Genomic DNA, 20,797 nt, shown 5'->3' with positions numbered 1-20,797 from the left:
CCGCGCGCAGGCACCCTTCATCCCATGCCGCAAACTTCGTCGACGAGGGCGCTTCCCGGCACGCCCGATCGCCTCGCGTGGGCCATTTCGGACGGCTCGCTGGAGGCGCTCAAATGGGTGGCCCTGGTTCTGATGGCCGGCGACCACGTCAACAAGTACCTGCTGCACGAATCCAGCACGACGCTCTATGCCCTCGGGCGCATGGTGATGCCGGTCTTCGGCTTCGTGCTGATGTTCAACCTGGCCCGCCCCAGCGCCCTGGCCAGCGGTCTACACCGGCGGGTCATGAAACGGCTGGCAATCTTCGGCGCCCTGGCGACGCCCGCCTTTGCCTCGCTGGTGGGATGGTGGCCGCTGAACATCCTCTGCACGCTCCTCGTCGCCACCCTGGTCGTCTACCTGCTCGAGCGCGGCGGCAAGGGACATCGGCTCTTGGCTGTCGTGGCGTTCGTCATCGGCGGGGCGTTGGTGGAGTTCTGGTGGCCGGCGCTGCTGTGCTGCCTGGGCGCATGGGCCTTCGTGCGCCAGCCCACGGCCGGCCGCTTCACGCTGTGGGCGCTCGGCACGGCCTCCCTGGCCATCATCAACGGCAACTTCGCCGCGCTGGTCGCCCTGGCGCTGATCTGGGGGGCCACGCAGGTGGACATCCCGCTGCGCCGCAGCCGCTGGGTCTTCTACGCCTTCTACCCGGCCCACCTCACAGCGTTGGCTCTCTTCCTGGCGACGCGCTAGTGCGCCTGCCGCGGCGCCGCACGCAGGCCAGCCTCGCAGGTCGACTCCAGGCGGCCGTCCTCGTTGCGCCAGATCCCTCCCGATGCCAGCCGCCCAACATGACGCCCTGCTATAACTCACGCTCGCATGGACAGCACCCAACTCCGCATCCGCATCGACCGCGCCATTGCCGACAAGGCGCACAAGATGGCCAGGTCGCTCGGCATGGAGTTGCCCGACGTGGTCCGCATGATGCTCACCGAGGCGGTGCGCATCGGCGACTTCTCGATTGAGCGCGGCGGGCAGCGGCCCACAGGCCAAGCCGCCCGGCCCTTCTACGAATACGAAGAGCGGCAGTGGAACTCGATGAAGACCGTGCTGGACGCCGAACTGGCGCTCGCGCTGGTCAACCAGTACATCGCCTCCCACACGCTCCAGATCGAGGCGGCGGCTGAACGGGTCGAGCCTGATGCACGTCGGATCCAGCAACTGACCCAGGAGCGCGACGAGGCCCGCAGGGTCCTCGCCACGCTCGACCCGGCCGATGCCGGCGCCGTCCAAGCGATCCTGCAGCGGTTCGGACCCCAGCCGGATCGGGGGGGACAGAACACCGCGGATCGCAAGGAAAGGGGCGCACCGTGACGCACACCCCGGAACTCGGGCCTGCATCCGCCCCTGACGCGCCCACGCCCTCCGAGCGCGAACTGCGGCGCCTGTACGAGCGATGCGTTGCACCGGACCTCCTGGTCGGTGCGCAGCCTGCTGAGCACCCTGTGGCCATGGTCATCGCCGGACAACCCGGCGCGGGCCTTACTTACGCGTCGGTCATGCTGCGCCAGCAACTGATGCAGACCGTGGACACCGCCGCCCACGTGTCCCTGAACCGCCTGCGTGCATACCACCCGCTGTGGGCGGCCGGCGGCGACGTGGCCCCGACGGCCGCTGCCCTGGTGACCGCCCATTGCCAGGCCTGGTTCGACCGCTTCGTCTCGGACGTCCAGATAAGGCGCCTCAACCTGGTCGCCGAGGTCGAGACCACGGACATCGAGGCCGTCCCCAGGCTCGCGACGGACCTGCGGCGCAGCGGCTACGCCGTCCAGGCGGTCTTCGTGGCCACCGCCCGCGAAGAAAGCCGCCTGGCCATGCTGGCTCGCTACGAGATGCGCCGCCGCGCGGGGCTCGGCGCCGAAGCGCCTTCCATCCAGGCCCATGAACTGGCCTTCAGCAATGTGGGCAGCCTCCTGGGCCGCCTGGAGCACGAGCGCATGGTCGACGGCCTTCGGGTGATCACGCGCAGCGGCACCCAACTGTACGAGAGCCGGGTGATCGACGGCGTGCTCAACCGTGCCCCCCGGGCCGCCGAGACATTGCGGATTCATCTGGACCGCGCCCCCGATGCCAGGGAACTGGTCCAGTACGCGATGCGTTGGGAAACGCTGGTGCAGCGCCTGACCGGCGACCCGGCGGTTCCGCGCGACATCGCCGGGCGCACGGTCATCTGGCGCAACGACGCCGCCGCTCGCTGCGAGCAGGATCCCGACGCAAGACAGATGCTGCAGTGGGCGCGCGAGGCCGGGGCCTTCCGGGTGATGAACCGCTTCGAGTTCGAGAAGGAGTTCCCGCACCTGGCGCGTGCCGTCGCCGCGCTGGGCGAGGCGGTTCTCGAATCCGAACGCTTCCCACCCAGGGAGGCCGCCCGGCTGCTGACCCACGCGCGCGAGAACATCGCGCAGCGCATCGAGCGCGGGGACATGGCGCGCATTATCGCGCGCCAGAAGGCGATGGAAATGAAGGCGCAGGGAAAGGCAAGAACCCAACCGGACAGAGAGCCAACGGCGAAGGAACGGCCGACCGAGGAGCCTCCCACTCGGTAGTCCGCCCAGAGGGCCCCGGATCGACAAAGCGCTGGGAGACTTTGAAGCGCTCCAGCGCCGCTGAGCTCACGCCGCGACGGCCTCTGGCCCTTCGCTCGAAAACTCCCCGGCGAGCTCCAGTGCGGGAGCCGCCGGCAACACGGCGCTGGGGAGTTCGTGAACATCGCTCAGGTTGCGTTCGATGGCTCGCGTGCGGCGGCCCAGTTCGTCGAACTTGTTCGCAGCCTGGTCGATGGACTTCTTGGTCGCGTCCACGATGTCGCCGAACTTCTTGAACTCGGCTTTGGCTGCCCCCAGCACCTTCCACACCTCCGAGGATCTCTTCTCGATAGCCAGCGTCCGAAAACCCAGGCGGACGCTGTTCAGCAGCGCTGAGAGTGTGGTTGGTCCCGCGATGATGACGCGCAGGTCGACCTGCAGTTGCTCATGCAATCCTGGGAACCGCATGGCTTCCGCGAAGAGGCCTTCAGTCGGCAGGAACATGATGGCGAAGTCCGTGGTCAGCGGTGGGCGGATGTACTTGGTTGAGATCTTCTTCGCCTCGGCTTTTAGCGACGACTCGAAGGCCGCCGATGCAGCCTGGATGGCGAGGCGATCACCGTCTTCGTGGGCCGTGAGCAGCTTCTGGTAGTGCTCGACGGGATACTTCGAGTCGATCGGGAGCCAAACGGGCGCTTCGTCAGCCGGGGCGGGAATGCGGACTGCGAACTCGACCATCTCGTTGCTGTTGCCGGCCCCGGTCTTCAAGTTCCTCTGGAACTGATCCGCGGTGAACAGTCCTTCGATGATGCCGCCGAGCTGCACTTCGCCCCAGGTGCCGCGGGTCCGTACGTTGGTCATGACCTTTTTGAGGTCGCCCACGCTGCCGGCCAGCATCTTCATCTCGCCCAGGCCGGCGTGGACCTGCTCGAGCCGCTCGCTCACCAACTTGAAGGAATCCCCCAGCCTTTGCTCCAGCGTTGCGTGCAGCTTTTCGTCGACCGTGCGACGCATCTCCTCCAACTTCTTGCCGTTGTCCTCCTGGATGGCCGCCAGCCGCTCGTTGAGCGTGACGCGCATCTGGTCGGAGCTTTGCTGGTTCGCCGTCGAGACGGCGAGGAGCTTCTGGCTCACCGACTCCTGCAGGGTTGAGAACTGATTGCGAATCTGTGTGCCGTTGCCCTCGAGCTGGTCCTTCATGGCTGAAGACATCGCCTTCAGCTGATCGACCACGTCGGCCTTCAATGACTCCAGCGTCTGACGGGCAACCGCGCTGAGCGCGTCGAAGCGCTCCTGCATGCGGGTTTCGAAAGCGGTCGCATTCTCCGCGGCCGCCTGTCGGGATCTGGCAGTCTCCTCGGCCAGCGTGCGCAGCACGCCTGCAAGCTCCTCGCGGAAGGCTGTCAGCGTCCGCGTAGCCTCGGCCCGGCCCGCCGTGGCCTCGGTGTTGGCTTGGCCAAGCTGGGTCAGCAGCGCCTGAGCAGACTCTTGCAGCCGCGTCGACAGCGCCCCCTGCAAGGCCTCGAACCGCGCTGTCATGGACCCGTCCAGGCTGGTCAGCCGCTGCTCCACCTTGGTCTCGAATCGGCCGAATGCTTCCTTCAGCTCGGCACGAGAACTGCGCGATTCTTCAAGCGCGTTGTTGAGTTGCTCGTTGACCGCGGAGCGGCTGGCCGCCAGACCTTGAGCGATGGTCTCCTGGAACTCGGCGAAGCGGCTGCCTAGCTTTTGATCCAGGGCGGAAATCCGTCCGTCCAAGCGCTCCTCGAACTTCTGGAACGCTGCCTGGAGCTCCACGCGCCCGTTCCGAGACTCTTCCAAGGTGCGCCCGAGCTGCTCGTCAAGCACCTGGCGTGACGACGCGAAGGCGGCGGCCATCTCCTCGGTGAAAGCCTGCAGCCTACGCTCGACGCTCTGGGACCCGCCTTCGAGCCGGCCCTGCCCTTCGACCACGCGAACGACGCTTTGCTCCAGCAGCGTAATCCGGGTGCTGAGCTCGGGTGGTATTTCTATCTTAGGCTTGCGCAGCATCAGTGCGATGCAGGCGACGAGCGACAGCCCGGTCAGGGCGAGGAGTACGTACAACATCACTTGAGAATCAGCCATGGGTTCGCCCGAAACGGGTCATCAAGGTCAAGAATGGGCGGCTCGGTCGGCACCCACCGACGCGATCCAGCACAGGGTGTTCACGAGGCCCATCTGCTCCGGCGTGGAGCACTTGATGGTCATCAGCGCAGGGTTGGCGACGAGCACGGCCAAGGACTTGGCGCGCGAAACGGCCACGTTCAAGCGATTTTTGCTGAACAGGAACTCCATGAAGCGGGGCAGTTCGGCCTCGCTGGAGGTCGTCATCGAGATAAGCACGACCTCGGCTTCCTGCCCCTGGAATTTGTCGACCGTTCCAACCCGCGCATCCGCAGGCAGCGCTTCGCGCAGCAGGTTGACTTGCATGTTGTACGGTGCCACGACGAGGATGTTCTTGGGCGTGATCGGGTGCACGCTGCCATCGTCAGCGGTGTAGCGCTGAGACAGCAGGTCCTCGTACAGTCGTTTGATGAGATCGGCCTCCTCTGCGCTCTGCTGGGAACAGCCTTCATGGTCCACGGGGGCGAACACGATTCCGGCCGGCTTGAGCAGCGGCTGGGCGTCATCACGGAGCACCAGCACCCGTTTTTCGTTCTTGGCCTCGGGTTCGAGGCGCGAGTCGTAGACCGCGTCCGAAATGAAGCTGCAGACCGCCGGGTGCATGCGCCAGGTCGTCTCCAGGAAGATGCCGCGGTTGGGCGCGATCGTGGCCACGCCATCCAACAGGTAGTCCAGGGACGAGTCGCCTGATCGGCCCGGGTGGACGCCCTTGGTCGGCTGCGAGAGCTGCATCTGGTCGCCCAGCAGCACCAGGTTGCGAGCGCTGGTGCCCACGGCGATTAGATTGGCCAGGGACACCTGGCCGGCTTCATCGACGAAGAGATAGTCGAGGTACTGGTCAGCATCCGGCCGTGAGAAAAGCCAGGCCGTGCCCGCCACCAGCCGGGCACCGCAGGAAAACACCGCGTCGTTGTCGTAGATGTTCTCGATGCCATCGCCGGGGTAGGCCGAGTCGTCGTCCTTGGACGACTTCTTGACCCCGTTGAACGACACGCCCTGCTTCTTGGCCACTTCCACGACCTTTTCCAGCAGGTGGTTGATGGGCCTGTGGGAGTTGGACGTGATGCCGACCTTCTTGCCGGCCGCGAGCAGCGCCACGATCACGTGAGAACCCGTGTAGGTCTTGCCGGCGCCTGGCGGCCCCTGGATGAACAGGTAGCTGCTCTGCATGCCCATCACGACGGCCGTGCAGGCCTCGACGGTGGCCTTGCCGGCGATCATGGGCGCATTGGGCTCTTTGCCGGCGATCGACGGCACGCCGCGGCGCAGGACGCTTTCGAGCGCCGGGTACTTGTGGCTGCCGCCGATCACCGTGTCAGCAAAGCGAAAGAGCGCGTCCTGGATCGACTTTGTCTGGATGGGGCTGCCAGGCCCCAAGCTCAGGCGCGTGGGCGGACGCTCTTTGGACGGGCCGAACTTGATGCGCACCCGCCGCGTTTCGCTGTCCATCTCCAGTTTGTCCAGACCCTCACCGGTATCGGCCCGCGTGATGCTGCTGCCGTGGCGCAGCTTCGTCTCCTGGACGGGGTACAGGAAGGTGTAGACGGTGGACTTCTTCACCGCCTCCGGCGGGAAGTCGGGATCCGCCACCAAGCCGGCCAGGCACTCAGGGTCCTCCAGCAACTCGTTCTCGGACAGTTCCATGCGCTGGAACATCGCCCAATAGTCGGGCTTGTCGGCCCGGCGATGAAAGTCAAGAAGCTGATAGGTGAGTTCCCGTGCCGTCTCTTCTGCGGTCCAGGTCAGCCGGTCCTCGGGCAGCGGCCCAACCAGGGCCTGCCGATAAGGCACGAGTCGGGCTTCGGCCTCCGTCAGGGGCTCCGACGTGGTGGCGCTGCTGCTTGCGCCGCTGGTGGGGATGCGAGGCTCGGCCCACGGTAGGCCAACTGGCCGAAGCTTCAGCAGCCAGTCGCGCAGCTCCTGCGTAGAGCGGACGTCGTCCTCGTTGTACTTCTCGATGGATTGCAGTAGCGCGGGATCACCGGTTTCCTTCCATCGCTCGTACCAGACGATGCTGGCGCCGGCGTTGGTGACGTCGCCCTCGCGCGCCTCCAAGTAGAAGTGCTCGATGTTCTTAATGGAGTAGCGCGGCTCCGAGACCATGATGCCTTCGCGCACCACCTGGTAGAGGTCGACGAGCACGCCGCGGCGCAGCCAGTTGTCCACCTCGGCCTCGCGCGTCGCATGCAGCGTCATCAGCTTCTTGAGGGCGGTTTCCTCGTACTTGGCATAGTGGTAGACGTGGGCGCCCGGGTAGGCCTTCAGGCGGGCCACGACGAAGTCGACGAAGGCCTCGAAGGCGGCGCATTCCTCCTGGCGGCTGTGGGCCCAGAAACCCTTGAACTCCCACTTGCCGCCCTCTGAGAAGTACAGGCCGAACAGATATTCCAGCCCGCCCTCTTCGAGCGGGTCGCCTTCCATGTCGAAGAACATGTCCCCGGCGTTCGGCTCGGGCATGCGCAGCAGGCCGCGGTTTGCCTCAACGGGGAGCAGTTCCACGATGGGCTCGCCGGTCCGTCGGGCTTTGTCCTGCAGGAAGGCCTGGTGCCGCAGTTTCTCCAGCGTGCCGGCTTGGATCTTGGGTATCAGCGTGCCTTTGGCCAACTCCCCAAGCTTGGCCATGGTGTCCACGCCCGCGGCCCGGAGCTTGATGATCTGGCCGCGCGCAATGTTGGCGACCTGGTTGAGGTGGTCGTCGGCAAGCCAGCGCTGCTTGCAGATGTCGATCCAGCCGCACAGGTCACAGTGGTTGCATGGCTCCGGATAGGTCGTCTTACCTTGCGCGTCCATGCGATCAAGGAAGCGCTGCAGCAGCGCCTCGAAGTAGTGGGCGTAGTCTGCGCAGCGATAGGTCTTCTGGGAGCGGTCTCCCAGGATGACGTGCATGTACAAGGGCGCGACACCCTGCGCCACGGTCAGCAGCTTCGAATAGAACGACAGCTGCACCAGGAACTTGGCCTTGGCTTTGCGCGAGAGCTTGGTATCCGACACCTCGTAGCTGTAGTCGCCCAGGGCCGACGGCCGGGGGACCTTGATGAGGAAGTCTGCGTAGCCGGCCAGCTCGCCTTGCAGCAGCGTGGCCTGGAAGATGACGTCGACGCCGGAGCGCATCGCGTCCAGCGTGGCGGCCACTTTAGCCTCTAGGCTGTCGTTGCCTTCGGCGATGTCGACGACGTTCAGCCCCTGGTCACGCAGGTGCTGGACGTACGCGCCCTCGTGCTCATAGCCCTTCTGCTGGATGAGCTGGGTGGATTCGTCAACTTCAGCCCGCAGCAGCGGCGTCTGAAGGTTCTGCAAGTCGAGCGACGTGAGGTGCTCGCACTCGAGGAAATTGACCAGATCAGTTGCGGCGTACAGGCGCCTCGAGCCTCGGTTCTGCATATCCCTCCATTTTTGTAACTATTCTGTTACACAAACTCCATGCCGTCCAGGGGAAACGAACCCTTCTAGACCGGGAAGGCACCGGACGAATCTGGAATACGTCGCCGCTAAGCCGGACCGCACCCAGCCGACGGACAAGCCGGCGAGGTCAGGCTGGCGGAATCGCGGCCGGGCCGAGCGTCAGCAGCCCGCCCCACTGTGCAGCAGGTCTACTTGCCGCGCTCCTTGCGCACGCCCCTGAAGGGCGTGCCGTCCTGCTTCTGGTCCATGAAGCGGCCGTTGCCGGTATCGCGCTTCGTCCAGGTCTCGGTGACCGGGTTGTAGGTTTGTGAGCGGTCGCGGACGGCGCCGCGGCGGGCGTTGTCGCCGACAGGTGCGTTCTTGGCCATGATGGGCTCCTTAAACGTTGAGAGTGTGGGTCCAGCGGGGCAAGCCGCTGCGGGAGAGGAACTCCACCAGGTGCTTGCTGCCGAAGAACTGAATACGGCCGTTGGCGCTGAAGGCCAAAGCGGACTGGTCAATCCGCAACTGGTTCGCCCGGGCCCGCGCCGTCAGTTGCTCCAGGAGCTCGCTGTTGGTGCTCGTGGTGCCGCTGCTCGACCGGGCGTCGAAGACCGCGAAGTTGACCCAACCGCCGCTGACGGCGGGTTGCCGAAGATGCGCAAAATTGATCTGCATTCCCAACTCCATGCCCACGTTACACAGCAGGCGTGAGGGATATTCTGAAAGGCCGGTAGTTCACAGAATGAGCTACCAATCGGCCAGCTGCTACGCGTAGAGTTTTGCTGCGGCGCACAACCGTTCGGCCACCCCATCCCGCAGCTCGGGCGGTCTCAGGACCTCAACATCTGCGCCAAAGCGCAGCACGTCCATGACGAGTTCCTGGTCCGTTATTGATTCGGCCCTTGTGCACTTGAATTTATCTGCACCGCCCCCAACTCGGATTCATGCAAGCAACTGACATGAGATCGTTGAGCCACGAAGCGCGGCATGAGCGCCGGGTTCAGGTCATCCGGCTACGCAAGGCCGGCAACACCTACGACAAGATCGCCGCGCTCACCGGCCTGAGTCGCACAGGCGTCTTCAACATCTGCAAACGCCATGAGGCGCTCGGTGCCAAGGCGCTGCACGACGCCATTGGCGGGCGCAAGCTCGGCGAAAACCGCTTGCTCGACCCCGCCCAGGAGGCCCTGGTGCGCAAGCTCATCGCCGACAAGACGCCCGATCAGCTCAAGATGCCCTACGCGCTGTGGACCCGCGCCGCTGTGGCCCAACTCATCGAACAGCGCTTTGGGCTGCGACTGCAAGTGCGCACCATGGGCAAGTACCTGGCGCGCTGGGGCTTCACGCCGCAAAAGCCGATGAAGAAGGCCTACGAGCAGTCACCGGCGGCGGTCAAGAAGTGGCTCGACGAGGACTACCCCGCCATTGCCGCGCGGGCCAAGGCCGAGGGAGCCGAAATTCACTGGGGCGACGAGAGTGGACTGCGCAGCGACGATGTACGCGGCCGTGGTTTTGCGCCCAAGGGCCAGACGCCGGTGGTGCGGGTCAACAACAAGCGCCACAACCTGTCGGTCATCTCCACCGTGACCAACAAAGGGCAGATGCGCTGGCGCATCTTTGACGGGGCGCTCAACACCACAATCCTGATCGACTTCCTGCGCCGGCTGATCAAGGGACAGACCAAGAAGGTGTTCCTGATCCTGGACAACCTGCGGGTGCATCATGCCAAACCGGTCAAGGCCTGGCTGGCCGAGCATGCCGATGCCATCGAGGTGTTCTACCTACCGAGCTATAGCCCGGAGTTGAACCCGGATGAGATGGCCAATGCGGATATCAAGCAGGCGGTCACGAAGCTGGCACCGGCGCGAACGAAGCTGCAACTGGCCAAAGCCACAGCCAAGCACCTTCGCAGCGTGCAACGCCAGCCCGAGCGCATCCGCAAGTACTTCGAGCACGCCACGGTACGCTATGCGGCTTGAGTCAAGTTCATTGAGGCCGGATCAATAAATAGGGCACTTCAAGAACGTAGCTACCGTCGTCCAGCCACTTGAAGGTCTGCTTGGTGTGCCACCGCTCCAGCCAGCGACACGTACTGGGCCCGGATCGGGTTGAACTTCAGTACCGCGCGCTTGTCGGCCTTGCCCTCACAGATAGTCGACGTGCACGCACGAGATTTCGTACCCGATCGAGAAAGCGGCCCGTAACTGCTTTCCTGCGACCACGAAAGCGAGCTCCCTATCGACTTCGCTCATCGGGTACACGAGGACGCGAGCGCTCCGGCGTGGGGGTGCGCTGCCAGACCCGCCACTGCTCGGCCAGCCGCTCTCCATCCGTCTGCACCGGCGGCATCTGTGCCATGAATCGGTCGATCTGCGCCGCCAGGTCGCCCCAGCCCTGGCGCCGCAGCGTCTGTGCGGTTGCCTGCCAGTCGTCACGGACCGCGTCGCGCGTGCCTTGCAAGGTGTCCTTTCCTTGCGCGAGCACGCCCGCACCGCTCTTGAGCGCGCTGACCATCGTCATCACCTTGTCGCGCATGAAGGTCGACGGCTTTGGCGTGGCGCGCTGGCTGCGCGCCATGGCATCCAGTTGCCCGAACGCGCGCATCGCCCGCAGCCGATGGTGGATGGGGTCGCGCTGCGGTCGGTGCACCTGGCCGCGGATCTGCCGCGGCGTCGCGTTGGCCGCCACTCCCTGCTCGCGCATCAGGGCCGCGAACTGCTCGCGCCACTGGCGCAGCGTCGCCTTGCGGATGTACAGGCGCTTGCCCGGCTCGAATTCGTGTTCGCACTTGACCACCAGGTGCACATGCGGGTGCGCCTGATCCGTGTGCAGCGCCATCGCGTACCGGTGCTGCAGCCCGAAGTTCTCGCGCGCGAAGATGCGCGCTGCCGCCAACACCTTCTCCGGCGGTGTACCCGCGGGCATCGACAGCACGATGTTGTGCGCGAGTTTTGGCCGCGTGTCCTTCTCACCATCCGCGGGCTTCGACCGGTACTGGCTGCGACACTGATCGAGATGCCAGTCCTGCGCGATCTCCAGCGCCGCATTCTTGCCTTGAACCATGAGGCCCTCGTCCGTCTCCAACGGCAGCTTGCCGTGCCGACCGATGTACTTGAGGTGGGCGCGGACACCGCCGAAGTCGCGACCCCCGCCCGAGACCTTCACCATCACCTCGGGCGTGTGACTGACTGTGCGCTTGATCTGTTGGATCTGCTCCGGACCAAAGCGCAGCACACCGCCAGGACCGCGCCGGCCATGGCTCACGACGTCCAGTGCCATGTCACGATCGCCGCCACCCAATGGGCGCGATCTCACCATCCGCCTAGGCATGACCCGCCTCCCAGCTCATGAGGTTGCGGCGCACCACCGCCGCCGCTGCTTCGCGCGCCGATTCAACGTCGTGGCGCACATGCGCGAGCAGATCACGCAGCTCCGATGCTGCGGGTTCGGTCAAAGTGTTCGGCATGTCGAACATTCGCAGCTGCCTTCCCAGTGCGGCCAGCTGCGCACCCACCGCCTTGATCAAGTCCAGCTCTTGAGGCGGCAGCACGTCTGCGGCGCGCACGTGGTTGTGGATGAGAAGCACCAGGTACGTACCGGTCCGCATGCCCCGCGCACCGGCGCGCTCTGCAGCGCGCATACGGTCGCCATGACGAAGGCGCAGCGTGATGCGGTCCTCCGACGCAGCGTCCGTCGCGGCGTCGCTCACATCGGCAGCCAGCCCTGAAGCAACTGCGCCTGGTACGTTCGAGCGCAGCACTTCGTCGATGAGTTTGGAGAGCAGGCCCGACTCGGTGAGGTGGTGACGCGCGGCCAGCGCAGCGAATCTCGCCTTCACATCGGGAGGCAACCGCATCGAGATCACGGCGGATCGAGGAGCGTTGGCCATTACGAACACCAGGGGTGTAAACAATGTCTGACGCCAGTCTATCCTGCCCTCAACACCGCACAAGGACTCCGCGTTCGGCATGCCGACACTTCGTTCGATCGCCCGCGCGCATCCTCGCATCGCAACCGCCCACGCGCCAACCCAGGTTTCGGCATCGCCCCTGTTCGTCATGCCGAACAGTCCCCGGCATCACGCGCCGGCGCGCACGCAAGAGTGTTCGGCATGCCGACACCTACCCCTTCCATGCAGATGTTCGACATGCCGAACACGTCGCTTTCGGATCAGTGTGGCAGCGATCGCGTGGGCGCGTTCAGCATCCCGCCAATCGCGTGAGGACATCGTGCATGGTGATGTGGCTGTAGCGCAGCTTCGTCAGCAGCTCGCACCACGGATGGTCGGCCGGCATGCCGCGCGGGTCGCGTGTCATGGTCACTTCTTGAATCCCTTGTCGACTACGGGCGACGCAGGCAGCGCCGCACGCACGACCTGTTGAAGCTGGCGCGGCGACGGCAGCTTGCCACGAAGATCGTGCGGCAGTCGCGGCTGCAGGTGGTACTCGGCCACGCCGATCGGGTTGGTCTTGCTGCGCAGCGCGAACTCGACCTCCAGGCTGTCCTTTTCTGCGCACAGGATGATGCCGATCGAGGGCGCGTCGTCCGGGGCGCGTTCCTTCTCGTTGAGCAGATTCAGGTAGAAGTCCATCTTGCCTGCGTACTCGGGCTCGAAGGGGCCGACCTTCAGTTCGACCGCGACCAGCGCCTTGAGGAAGCGGTGATAGAACAGCAGGTCGATGAAGTATTCCTTTCGTCCGAGCGTGAGGCGATGCTGGCGCCCGACGAAACAGAAGCCATAGCCCAGCTCCAGGATGAAGTCGCGAAGCCTGTCGATCAACCGGTCCTCGAGCTCGCGCTCCTTGACCGCCTGGCGAATGCCCAGGAACTCCAGGCTGTAGCTGCTCTTAAGGGCTTCCTCGGCTTGTTCGGCCAGGTGGCTGTCGAGCACCTGCGGGAAATTGTGGCTTTTGCCTTCGGCGCGCGAGCGCTCGAAAGCGCCGGCCTTGAGCTGGTTGAGCAGCACGTTGCGGCTCCAGCCCATTGCCGCCGTCGCCTGCAGGTAGTACAGGCTCTGCGCCGGCTCCTGGGTCCGGCCCAGGATCAGCAGGTGATGACCCCAGGGAACCTCTGCGACAAGTTGTCGCAGAGAGGCCGCGGCCGCCCGTTCCGTCGACGCGGGCGTGGCGGGCGCGCGCCGGCTTGCCTTCGGGCGCGGCATTTCTGCGACGGCTTGTCGCAGAAATTCGGGCCTTGTATAGGCCTCGACCAAGCGGCGCATGTCCCAGACGTTGCGGGCCGAGAAGCCCTGGATGCCCGGAAAGGCCGCCCGCAAATCCGCTGCGATGCGTTCCACCACGGCCTCACCCCAGCCCTGCGTCTGCTGATGGCGCAGGATCGCTTCCCCGATGTCCCAGTACAGCGCGATCAGCTCCCGGTTCACAGATCGGGCCGCAGCCAGGCGCGCTGCGCCCACGCGCTGCTTGAGCTTCTCGATGAAGGCTCCGTAGTCGGCCGGCAGGGTGCGCAGGGAGGTCATGCGCGAACTGTAGAGCAGTCGATGGCAGGGTCTGCGCGTGGGCGCCGAGCCCGCGGCACGAGCTTCGCGGGCTCGACCTCGGCTTCAAAGGGGCCACCTTACCGGCCCTCCATCCAGCACACGGATCCGCGTTCGGCACGCCGAACATGCAAGGCTCACCCGCTCGACGGCGCACCACGCCTCTCCCGCCGGACATCACCTCGTCGGTTCAGCACCAGGTGTTCGGCATGCCGAATGCGATGCGGTCACGCAGATTTTTTCGTGCCCCGAGTGAAGAGCGAAGAAAACCAAGAGGCCCGCCATCAGCGATGCCAGGCCTTGATCGGCGTGGAGGTTCACGCCGGCCGGCGGCCGTCATGCTCACCGCGATCAACGGATCGGTGTTCGGCATGCCGAAGGTCTCGCGGCCGCGAGCGCTGCGCCAGTCAGCGACAGCCCAAGACGCTTCCGCACGTGCTACGTCTCGACACGCTCGCCTTGCGCCAACAGGTTGGCACTACCGGACAGCCCAGGCACGCTATGGATGTACGCAGCGGCATTGGACGCAGCTGCGGAAACCGAAAAGGTGGTGTCACATGCGAGCCTCTACCGTCGACGCATCAAGCCAACGCCTCGCCGCCGACAATGCGGCCCAACGCGACCTGCAGGCAGCCGCTCATCTGCTGGAAGAAGCGCTCACGCTGCTGCGCGCTGATTCAACGCTGCGGGTGGCACACACCACGAAGCGCGCGCCGGACCGGCTGCTGCGACTTCCTGAAGTCGAGCGCCTCACCGGGCTGCGCCGGTCGGCGATCTACGAGCAAATGCAAAGGGGCGTCTTCCCCCGCTCCGTGAAGGCCGGACGACGCACTGCGACCTGGCCGGAGAGCGCCGTTCAATCATGGATCGCCGATCGCCTGGACGGGCGACCGGCCTGAGTCGCGCGCCTCGGCCAGCGCGGTCGGCGATGACTTCTCGGCTGAGGTCATCGCCTCGGCTCGGCACTCAGGTGTCGTTCGGCCAGCGCAGGCCCCAGCGCTCGATCACAGCGCGCACGCGCGCGTCACCGTCGGGGATGAGCCTGTGCAGGTCGGCCCGGCCCCAGCGCAGCGCGTCCAGGCAACTGAGCATGTCGTCGCTGATGGCGATGTCGAGGGCGCGCAGCTCGAACAGGTCGAACTGGAAGGCCTGGCCGTTGTACGTCGCGGCCAGGAAGCGCGCGATGCGCGGGATCTGGCCAGAGTCGCGCTCCTCGGCCAGCTTCAGCAACCGCGCGAAAGCCTGGGCGCCGTTCTGCGTGGCCTGACGGGATCGCGCGTCGTAGACAGCGATCTCGGCATCGATGGCGTCGTGGTTCATTTGAAGCTCCTCGGGTTCTTGAGAGAAGGCCAGCCCGATGGTCGGGCCGGTCGGTCGCACCGGAGGCGATGACTTCCACCGGAAAGTCATCGCCAACCTGTCAGGCCTTGAGCTTGCGCATCTCTTCGGCCAGCATCCACAGCGCCCGGTTCAGACTCACCCCGCGGTCGATGCTGCCCACCGGCCGCGTGTGCAGGCGGCGGCCCTGCGCACTACGACCAGGCTGCCCGCCACGGATCACGTTCTCCTGCACGCGCTGGAAAGTGGTCCACAGGCTGTGGCCGAGGTCCTCGGGCCGGCGCGCCTCGATCAGTTGCTCGGCCGTGACCGGCGCGGGCCGGTGCCCACCGGTTGCCTCTACAGCGCGCTCGCCGAAGCGCAGCGCCAGCGCGGCGGTCGCGAAGGCGATCTCCTCGCGCGGCTCCAGCGGCAGCGCTTTCATCGCCTCGGTATGCTGGCTCACGGCCTCGAATTCGTCCAGAACGCGGAAGGCGCCTTCGATCACCTCGCCCTGGATGTTGCCCTTGTGCGGGATGCGGATGTCCTCCACCACCTTGCCCACCACCAGGCCGTTGCAACAGACGAAGCGGAACATGCCGGCGAGCATCTGGTACGCGCTGGCGCCGTCGTGGCTGTTGATCAGGATGATCTCGTTCGCCTCCGGCCGGGCCTGCACCTGGCCGGCATGGCGCATGCGGATCATGTGCTTGGTGAACGCCGCCTTGCCCTCCACGCGGCTGGCGCCCTGGGCGACCATGAAGGGCTCGAAGCCCTCCTTGCGCAGGCCGCGCAGGACATCGATGGTGGGGATGTAGGTGTAGCGCTCGGAGCGGCTCGCGTGCTTGCCCTCGGCGAAGATGGACGGCGCCGCGACACGCATCTGGTCTTCGCTCAGGGGCAGGTCGCCTCGCATCACGCGGGTGTTGGGGGCAAAGCGGGTGGCCAGTGTCGGGGTCGAGTACATGATGATTTCCTTCGATCGTTGAATGAGGTTCGAAGGGCGGGCGCGGCTCAGTGGCCTACTCAGTGGCCGATTGACCAACATGGCGCCCACCCGGTGCGGGTTCAGGCGTCGGCGTGCGCCGGCTGGCGCGCGTTGCGCGGCTTGCGGGTGGTGCCGGCCGGCGCGGCGTGCTCGCCACTGCTCGCGCCGGCTTCGGCGCCGTGGCCACCGTTGCGGCGCGCCTCGGACTCGGCACGGCTGTCGAGGTAGTCGATTTCCTCGGCCGTGAACGCCATGCCGTAGACGGTTTCGCCGTCCTTCTCGAAGTTGTTGTTGCGTAGCCGCCCCACGATGTTGACGTGCGAGCCCTTGCCCAGGTACTCGGCCGCGTTCTCGGCTTGCTTGCCCCACAGCGTCCATTGGATCGCGGTGGACTCCTCCTCGCGCGTCTCGCCTGCACCACGGTTCGCGCGCCGCGTGTTGCTGATCGCGGTCAGCACCGCCTTGGCGATCTTGCCCTCGCGGCCGTTGACGAATTCGAGCTTGACGGCGCCTGCCAGGTGCGCGTGTCGCTGGATGACTTGGACGTTTGCCATGGTGTTCTCCAATCGAGAGCAATCAGCCGGGTCCCGAGCCAGGCTCCCTGAAAACCGATCCTCTCGCTCGGACTCCCTCGCTCCCGCCCACGGGCGGGCGGGGTGGCATGGCCCCTTCCCTCACGGGAAGGGGTGGGGATGGGTGGGCTTCTTCGCAGCCGTTGCAGTGCGCCGGTTTCCCGGCCCACCGCTTGAAGATCCCCCCACAAGTCCCCCTCACCCAGTTGACGGGGGCTTGTGGGGGGATCGCGGTGGGACGAGCGGCGCACGGGCTGCCCTTCGTGGTCGACGCAGCGTCGCGACCGATGTGCCAGCTTGCCTGGCGCAGCGGTTGCAGCGAAGGCGACCGAACGATCACGAGCAGCGGCGGCTCCGCGGCCGACGTGCCACCAAGGGAGCCGAAGGCGAGCGACTGGCGCGGCGGTCGAGCCGCTGCGAGCACTTTGAAGCACCCGGCATTCAGCGGCCCGGCACCGGGCGTGGCGGGTGACCGGGGTGGCGATCTGGCCGGCGCCGCAGCGAGCGCAGCGACCTGCAAGCCGGTCAGTTCGCCAAGCGGGCCTCGTTCACGCGCAGCGTGAAGGAATCAGGGCCCGCGATCCCCGGGCACGGGAAAGGGCCGCCGCGTGCTTCAGCCGGCTCCGCCGGCCCGACCGTGTTGCGTGAGGGATGGCAGCCCGTCAGGGGCGAGACGCCGGCATCGCCGGTGGCTCGACGCGCAGCGCAACAGCCCGGCCCCGCACGGCGGGGACACGCCCTGGCCCACCGAGACCTGGCATCAGCACAACCACACCATGACACCATGCACCGCCACGCATCCCTCACCCAGCGTCAACCTGGATCGCTGTTTCGCGAAGTTCGAGTATTTCGAGTAAACTGATACACTCGAAGCCATGAAGACCGCCCACAAGTCCATCGAGGCCGCACCGCGCAACGCCGCCCCGGCGCTGTCGGTGAACATCGACCTCGATCCCTTGGTCGAGGTCGTGCGGCGCCATGTCAAGCTGACTCCCCAGGCAACGCGGCTGATCAAGGGCGACTTCGCGCGGCTCTTCCAGCACCCGGCGATCAGCGACAGCACCCGAAAGGCCTCCGCCGCCAGGTCCGGACCAGCGACCGACCCGGTTCTGACCACCCAGGAAGCGGCCGACCTGGTCGGTGTCTCTCGCCCCTACATCGTGGCCCGCATCGAAGCCGGCGACATACCGCTGCACCAGCAGGTGGGCAACCAGCGACGTGTCCTCAAGTCCGCCGTCCTGGCCTGGCACCGCCAGGAGCAGACCCGACGCCGCAAGGCCCTGGGCCAGCTCGGCGCCGACCTCGACAGCGAAATCTTCGCGAGCTGAGATTCGTGATCCCTGTCGTCGCCGACGCCGACACCCTGTTCGGCGCGACCACCCGCGGCCTGTTGATCCACCTGGATGACCTCCTCGACAAGCTGAGTCGTGCGCCTTTGACAAGGAGATGGCGCTGATGCGGCCCTGGGCATTCCGCGCTCGCTTTCGCCGGGCTGCGTTCGGCTGGCGTGGTTCCCGGCTCGCGATCGAGCGCATCCAGGAAGCCCTCACCGAAATCCGTACGGTCGCCCGACAAGATCCGGCCACAGCGGCCGAGGGCGCCGTCCTGTTTCTGGAGAAACTCTCCCCGGCCCTGAACCAGGTCGACAGTTCCACCGGCGCCCTCGGCAACGCCACCTGCGCGGCCGTCCAGGAACTGGTGCCCCTCATCGGCGACGCGCCGGTGGACACCGCCGTGCGCCAGAAGTGGCTCGACCGCCTCTTCGAGGCCATCCAGGAGGACGATCCACCCTACATCGAGTCCCTGGGCGACCACTGGGGCGATCTCTGCGCGACACCCGAACTCGCATCGAGCTGGGCCGACCAGTTGCTGCCCACCCAGCGCAGCGTGCTGCGCGAACGCCATCGCGGCAGCTACGCCTTCTTCGCCGGCACCACCCCGTGCTACAGCGCGCTGTTCAAGGCCGGCCGCCACGACGAACTGCTGGAACTGCTGGCGATGGATCCCCGCCCGATCTGGCAATACCTGGTCTGGGGCGCCCGCGTGCTCGTCGCGCGCGGCCAGGTCGACGAGGCCATCGCCTACGTGCGCGATCGAGCGGGCAGCACCACCGGCGAGGAAACCGTGGCGCGTTTCGCCGAGGATGCGCTGCTGAAGGCGGGCCGGCGCGCAGAAGCTTTCGATCGATACGCGCTGCTGGCCAACCAGGCCAACTCCAACCTGTCGACCTTCAGGGTGCTGGCGAAGAAGTACCCCGAACTGGCACGCGACAGACTGCTGGACCACCTCGTCGCGTCGACACCCGGTGAGCCCGGCAAGTGGTTCGCCACCGCCAAGACCCTGAAACTGTTCGACCGGGCGACCGCCCTGGCCTGGGCCTCGCCCTGCGACCCCAAGACCCTGACGCGTGCCGCGCGCGACCACCTGGTCAAGCAACCCGGCTTTGCCATGCAAGCCGCACTGGCAGCACTGCACTGGATGTCCATGGGGCAAGGCTACGAACTCACGGGCCTCGACGTGGTGGAAGCCCATCGCCTCGCCACCGAAGCCGCTCGCACCGCCCACCACATCGACCAGGCCCAGGCCACCATCGAGCAGGTACTGGCCTCCGACCGGCCCATGTCGGCATGGATGCAGCGAGCGCTTGGAATCCCGCCCGCCACGTCAAAGGTACAGCATCCCTGAAAAGCGAGGTGCAAGGCGCCCCAGCCGGAAGGCATCAGCTTCCCCCTGCAGATGAACCGGCAGGGCGATCAAAACCGGGGTACGTCACCTCACTCCCCGCGCCAATCGTCGCGACGCCGGACGCGACCAGCTTGTCGAGCGCGACCTCGATCGAGGCGTCCCCGGTCTCTGCCACGAGAAGTGATTTCAGCAGGCGCCGCAAGGACACCGGCTTCGTCGGTCGATTGCCCCCCAACTTGCGAAGGTTCTCGGTGATCTTTCCGATCTCGTCGGCCGTCACCGTCGACGCACGTGCCGGCGGTGACATCACCGGCGCCGGAACCGGTCTGCTCGCAACACCGGAGACCGGTGTAGCCGCCACCTTGGCAGCCGGCCGGGCGGATGGCTTCGCAACCACCGTCTTCACCGGCGCGGCCTTTTTCGTCGACACCACTTTGGCCGCTGGCGCCTTCTTCGTTGCCGGTGCGGGCGAAACCTTCTTGGCCGTCGCCTTCTTGACGGCTGCCTTCTTCGCCGGCGCCTTCTTGGCCACCACCTTCCTTGCGGTTGCCTTCTTCGCGGCAGGCTTGGCCTGTTCGTGCGACTGCCGCCGCACCATGAACCCCATGCCTCTCGCGTGCTCGAGCATCGGTTCGTAGCCCTTGTCGTTGGCCACCACGACCATCGTCGACGCCGGGTTGCGCGAGGCGATGTAGCCCATGTAGAACGACAGATGAAAGTCCAGCGCGTTCTTGCCGGTCTTGCTGATCGGCACGGCCGTCACGTCAGCACCGAAGGAAGCGAAACGCCGCTCGACCTGGCGCTGCTGCGGTCCGTGAAAGACCCACACCCGACCAGCATTCGGCACCATGAGCCGCAGCTCTTCGTCGCTCGGCTGGACGTTCTCGTAGTCGAGCAGGACATGGGTGCCGGGCACCGGAGCCCGGGCCGGCGAGACGCGGGTAATCTGGCGCTTGGCCGGGTACTTCACGCCATTGCGCGCCAGCTTGTCCCTGACCGCCTCCTCGACGTTGATCTCGCTGTGGTCCGCCACCTGGAGCAGGTAGAGCAGCACGTCAGCGACTTCCTCGCCGATGCGCTGCTTGGTCGCCGGGTCTTGGTGGGCGCGCTGTGTCTCCTCAGGAGTCATCCACTGAAAAATCTCTACGAGTTCGGCCGCCTCGACCATCAAGGCCGTGGACAGGTTCTTGGGCGTGTGGAACGGCTGCCAGTCGCGCTCGGCAGCGAAGTGGCGCAGCTCGGCCTGCAACTCGGAGAGGTTCATCCCGGCGTCCCTCTGGGTTTTTCGTTGCCGCCCATCTTGCCAGAGCCACGCAATGGAACCGGCACCGGTCGCCTGACCATCGCGGTGTGACCCAAGGGGCGCCGCCAGACGCCTCCGCCCGACCGGTGTATACCAGACCCCGCTCGGCAAAGGAGCAGACATCGGCGCCGGCCACCAGCAGGTGGTCGAGCACCCGCACGTCCACGAGCGCCAGCGCCGTCTTCAGCGTCTGCGTCAGGAACTCGTCGGCACGGCTCGGCGCGACGGCACCCGACGGGATGATTGCGCCAAAATCACCGTCGCGGCATTGCAACCCAGTGCTTCCTTCACCACCTCGCGCGGCTGCCTGGTCGCGGCCGCGGTGCGGGCTGTCTCGTGGGT

21 protein-coding genes and 1 pseudogene are annotated in these 20,797 nt (G+C 66.1%); 8 read left to right on the top strand and 14 right to left on the bottom strand.

From position 1 onward, the window contains the following. Positions 1-24: 24 nt before the first annotated feature. The 3 genes from LG388_RS02425 to LG388_RS02415 all read left to right on the top strand — a co-directional run bounded on the left by LG388_RS02425 (position 25) and on the right by LG388_RS02415 (position 2,585). Positions 25-732, top strand: a complete 708-nt coding sequence (locus LG388_RS02425; protein ID WP_225781247.1) for a TraX family protein — start codon at positions 25-27, stop codon at positions 730-732. A gap of 126 nt (positions 733-858) precedes the next feature. Further along, a complete protein-coding gene (locus tag LG388_RS02420; RefSeq protein WP_225781246.1) occupies positions 859-1,353 on the top strand; it encodes a hypothetical protein in 495 nt (164 codons plus the stop codon). Then, entirely contained in the window at positions 1,350-2,585 is a 1,236-nt protein-coding gene (locus tag LG388_RS02415; protein ID WP_225781245.1) for a zeta toxin family protein, read from the top strand. Before LG388_RS02420 ends, LG388_RS02415 begins: the two co-directional genes overlap by 4 nt. A gap of 66 nt (positions 2,586-2,651) precedes the next feature. Here LG388_RS02415 and rmuC read toward each other — a convergent pair whose 3' ends face one another. The 5 genes from rmuC to LG388_RS02390 form a co-directional block, all read right to left on the bottom strand. Then, on the bottom strand, positions 2,652-4,670 hold the full coding sequence (gene rmuC / locus LG388_RS02410; protein ID WP_225781244.1) for a DNA recombination protein RmuC: 2,019 nt from the start codon (positions 4,668-4,670) through the stop codon (positions 2,652-2,654). 27 nt (positions 4,671-4,697) lie between these two features. Further along, entirely contained in the window at positions 4,698-8,090 is a 3,393-nt protein-coding gene (locus LG388_RS02405; protein ID WP_225781243.1) for a TM0106 family RecB-like putative nuclease, read from the bottom strand. Between the two features lie 209 nt (positions 8,091-8,299). Beyond that, positions 8,300-8,479, bottom strand: coding sequence for a hypothetical protein (locus LG388_RS02400; protein ID WP_225781242.1), 180 nt, complete (start codon positions 8,477-8,479; stop codon positions 8,300-8,302). A 10-nt stretch (positions 8,480-8,489) separates the two neighbouring features. Then, positions 8,490-8,768, bottom strand: a complete 279-nt coding sequence (locus LG388_RS02395) for a hypothetical protein (protein ID WP_225781241.1) — start codon at positions 8,766-8,768, stop codon at positions 8,490-8,492. Between the two features lie 90 nt (positions 8,769-8,858). Beyond that, on the bottom strand, positions 8,859-8,984 hold the full coding sequence (locus LG388_RS02390; RefSeq protein WP_255632137.1) for a WYL domain-containing protein: 126 nt from the start codon (positions 8,982-8,984) through the stop codon (positions 8,859-8,861). Positions 8,985-9,037: 53 nt separating this feature from the next. Between LG388_RS02390 and LG388_RS02385 the strand changes: the two genes are divergently transcribed. Continuing rightward, positions 9,038-10,072: an IS630 family transposase gene (locus LG388_RS02385; RefSeq protein WP_225781239.1), complete on the top strand. Its 1,035-nt coding sequence runs from the start codon at positions 9,038-9,040 to the stop codon at positions 10,070-10,072. A gap of 256 nt (positions 10,073-10,328) precedes the next feature. Here LG388_RS02385 and LG388_RS02380 read toward each other — a convergent pair whose 3' ends face one another. The 4 genes from LG388_RS02380 to LG388_RS02370 form a co-directional block, all read right to left on the bottom strand. Next, complete coding sequence (locus LG388_RS02380; RefSeq protein ID WP_225781238.1) at positions 10,329-11,372, bottom strand: relaxase/mobilization nuclease domain-containing protein; 1,044 nt, start codon at positions 11,370-11,372, stop codon at positions 10,329-10,331. A gap of 43 nt (positions 11,373-11,415) precedes the next feature. After that, the gene (locus LG388_RS02375) at positions 11,416-12,153 is read right to left on the bottom strand and encodes a hypothetical protein (protein ID WP_225781237.1); all 738 of its coding nucleotides are present in this window, start codon (positions 12,151-12,153) and stop codon (positions 11,416-11,418) included. Positions 12,154-12,292: 139 nt separating this feature from the next. Then, positions 12,293-12,415 (bottom strand): hypothetical protein, encoded by a 123-nt coding sequence (locus LG388_RS26610; protein WP_255632131.1) that lies wholly within the window; start codon positions 12,413-12,415, stop codon positions 12,293-12,295. Next, the gene (locus LG388_RS02370) at positions 12,412-13,572 is read right to left on the bottom strand and encodes a YhcG family protein (protein WP_225781236.1); all 1,161 of its coding nucleotides are present in this window, start codon (positions 13,570-13,572) and stop codon (positions 12,412-12,414) included. Before LG388_RS02370 ends, LG388_RS26610 begins: the two co-directional genes overlap by 4 nt. 575 nt (positions 13,573-14,147) lie before the next feature. Between LG388_RS02370 and LG388_RS02365 the strand changes: the two genes are divergently transcribed. After that, positions 14,148-14,489, top strand: a complete 342-nt coding sequence (locus LG388_RS02365) for an AlpA family transcriptional regulator (protein WP_225781235.1) — start codon at positions 14,148-14,150, stop codon at positions 14,487-14,489. 67 nt (positions 14,490-14,556) lie between these two features. Here the strand turns inward: LG388_RS02365 and LG388_RS02360 are convergent, their stop codons facing one another. From LG388_RS02360 to LG388_RS02350, 3 genes are all read right to left on the bottom strand, one after another. Further along, a complete protein-coding gene (locus LG388_RS02360) occupies positions 14,557-14,910 on the bottom strand; it encodes a hypothetical protein (RefSeq protein ID WP_225781234.1) in 354 nt (117 codons plus the stop codon). A gap of 100 nt (positions 14,911-15,010) precedes the next feature. Next, the gene (locus LG388_RS02355; protein ID WP_225781233.1) at positions 15,011-15,874 is read right to left on the bottom strand and encodes a DUF932 domain-containing protein; all 864 of its coding nucleotides are present in this window, start codon (positions 15,872-15,874) and stop codon (positions 15,011-15,013) included. A 101-nt stretch (positions 15,875-15,975) separates the two neighbouring features. Next, the gene (locus LG388_RS02350; protein WP_225781232.1) at positions 15,976-16,449 is read right to left on the bottom strand and encodes a single-stranded DNA-binding protein; all 474 of its coding nucleotides are present in this window, start codon (positions 16,447-16,449) and stop codon (positions 15,976-15,978) included. A gap of 893 nt (positions 16,450-17,342) precedes the next feature. On the opposite strand from LG388_RS02350, the gene LG388_RS02345 reads away from it, so the two are divergent. From LG388_RS02345 to LG388_RS02340, 3 genes are read left to right on the top strand one after another with little or no spacing between them, the layout of a single operon-like run. Next, positions 17,343-17,795, top strand: coding sequence for an excisionase family DNA-binding protein (locus LG388_RS02345; protein ID WP_225781231.1), 453 nt, complete (start codon positions 17,343-17,345; stop codon positions 17,793-17,795). Positions 17,796-17,800: 5 nt separating this feature from the next. Then, positions 17,801-17,923, top strand: a complete 123-nt coding sequence (locus LG388_RS26605) for a hypothetical protein (RefSeq protein ID WP_255632130.1) — start codon at positions 17,801-17,803, stop codon at positions 17,921-17,923. Then, on the top strand, positions 17,923-19,152 hold the full coding sequence (locus LG388_RS02340; RefSeq protein WP_225781230.1) for a hypothetical protein: 1,230 nt from the start codon (positions 17,923-17,925) through the stop codon (positions 19,150-19,152). The genes LG388_RS26605 and LG388_RS02340 overlap by 1 nt, the downstream gene beginning before the upstream one ends. A 34-nt stretch (positions 19,153-19,186) precedes the next feature. Here LG388_RS02340 and LG388_RS02335 read toward each other — a convergent pair whose 3' ends face one another. Next, positions 19,187-20,416: a nucleotide pyrophosphohydrolase gene (locus LG388_RS02335; protein WP_370630080.1), complete on the bottom strand. Its 1,230-nt coding sequence runs from the start codon at positions 20,414-20,416 to the stop codon at positions 19,187-19,189. A 130-nt stretch (positions 20,417-20,546) separates the two neighbouring features. Beyond that, positions 20,547-20,758: pseudogene (locus tag LG388_RS02325) on the bottom strand (JAB domain-containing protein); the annotation flags it as partial. Positions 20,759-20,797: the final 39 nt, after the last annotated feature.

Source organism: Xenophilus sp. Marseille-Q4582 (assembly GCF_916700565.1).
Lineage (GTDB): Bacteria > Pseudomonadota > Gammaproteobacteria > Burkholderiales > Burkholderiaceae_C > Xenophilus.
Note: the sequence above shows the minus strand (reverse complement) of the source record. Positions and strands in the feature narration are given on the sequence as shown.

What these genes read in the sequence shown, in the direction of transcription:
- LG388_RS02425 (WP_225781247.1), top strand. Translation starts at nt 25, where the DNA reads ATGCCGCAAACTTCGTCGACGAGGGCGCTTCCCGGCACGCCCGATCGC.
- LG388_RS02420 (WP_225781246.1), top strand. Translation starts at nt 859, where the DNA reads ATGGACAGCACCCAACTCCGCATCCGCATCGACCGCGCCATTGCCGAC.
- rmuC (WP_225781244.1), bottom strand. Translation starts at nt 4,670, where the DNA reads ATGGCTGATTCTCAAGTGATGTTGTACGTACTCCTCGCCCTGACCGGG.
- LG388_RS02405 (WP_225781243.1), bottom strand. Translation starts at nt 8,090, where the DNA reads ATGCAGAACCGAGGCTCGAGGCGCCTGTACGCCGCAACTGATCTGGTC.
- LG388_RS02400 (WP_225781242.1), bottom strand. Translation starts at nt 8,479, where the DNA reads ATGGCCAAGAACGCACCTGTCGGCGACAACGCCCGCCGCGGCGCCGTC.
- LG388_RS02395 (WP_225781241.1), bottom strand. Translation starts at nt 8,768, where the DNA reads ATGCAGATCAATTTTGCGCATCTTCGGCAACCCGCCGTCAGCGGCGGT.
- LG388_RS02385 (WP_225781239.1), top strand. Translation starts at nt 9,038, where the DNA reads ATGCAAGCAACTGACATGAGATCGTTGAGCCACGAAGCGCGGCATGAG.
- LG388_RS02380 (WP_225781238.1), bottom strand. Translation starts at nt 11,372, where the DNA reads ATGGCACTGGACGTCGTGAGCCATGGCCGGCGCGGTCCTGGCGGTGTG.
- LG388_RS02375 (WP_225781237.1), bottom strand. Translation starts at nt 12,153, where the DNA reads ATGACGAACAGGGGCGATGCCGAAACCTGGGTTGGCGCGTGGGCGGTT.
- LG388_RS02370 (WP_225781236.1), bottom strand. Translation starts at nt 13,572, where the DNA reads ATGACCTCCCTGCGCACCCTGCCGGCCGACTACGGAGCCTTCATCGAG.
- LG388_RS02365 (WP_225781235.1), top strand. Translation starts at nt 14,148, where the DNA reads ATGCGAGCCTCTACCGTCGACGCATCAAGCCAACGCCTCGCCGCCGAC.
- LG388_RS02360 (WP_225781234.1), bottom strand. Translation starts at nt 14,910, where the DNA reads ATGAACCACGACGCCATCGATGCCGAGATCGCTGTCTACGACGCGCGA.
- LG388_RS02355 (WP_225781233.1), bottom strand. Translation starts at nt 15,874, where the DNA reads ATGTACTCGACCCCGACACTGGCCACCCGCTTTGCCCCCAACACCCGC.
- LG388_RS02350 (WP_225781232.1), bottom strand. Translation starts at nt 16,449, where the DNA reads ATGGCAAACGTCCAAGTCATCCAGCGACACGCGCACCTGGCAGGCGCC.
- LG388_RS02345 (WP_225781231.1), top strand. Translation starts at nt 17,343, where the DNA reads ATGAAGACCGCCCACAAGTCCATCGAGGCCGCACCGCGCAACGCCGCC.
- LG388_RS02340 (WP_225781230.1), top strand. Translation starts at nt 17,923, where the DNA reads ATGCGGCCCTGGGCATTCCGCGCTCGCTTTCGCCGGGCTGCGTTCGGC.
- LG388_RS02335 (WP_370630080.1), bottom strand. Translation starts at nt 20,416, where the DNA reads ATGAACCTCTCCGAGTTGCAGGCCGAGCTGCGCCACTTCGCTGCCGAG.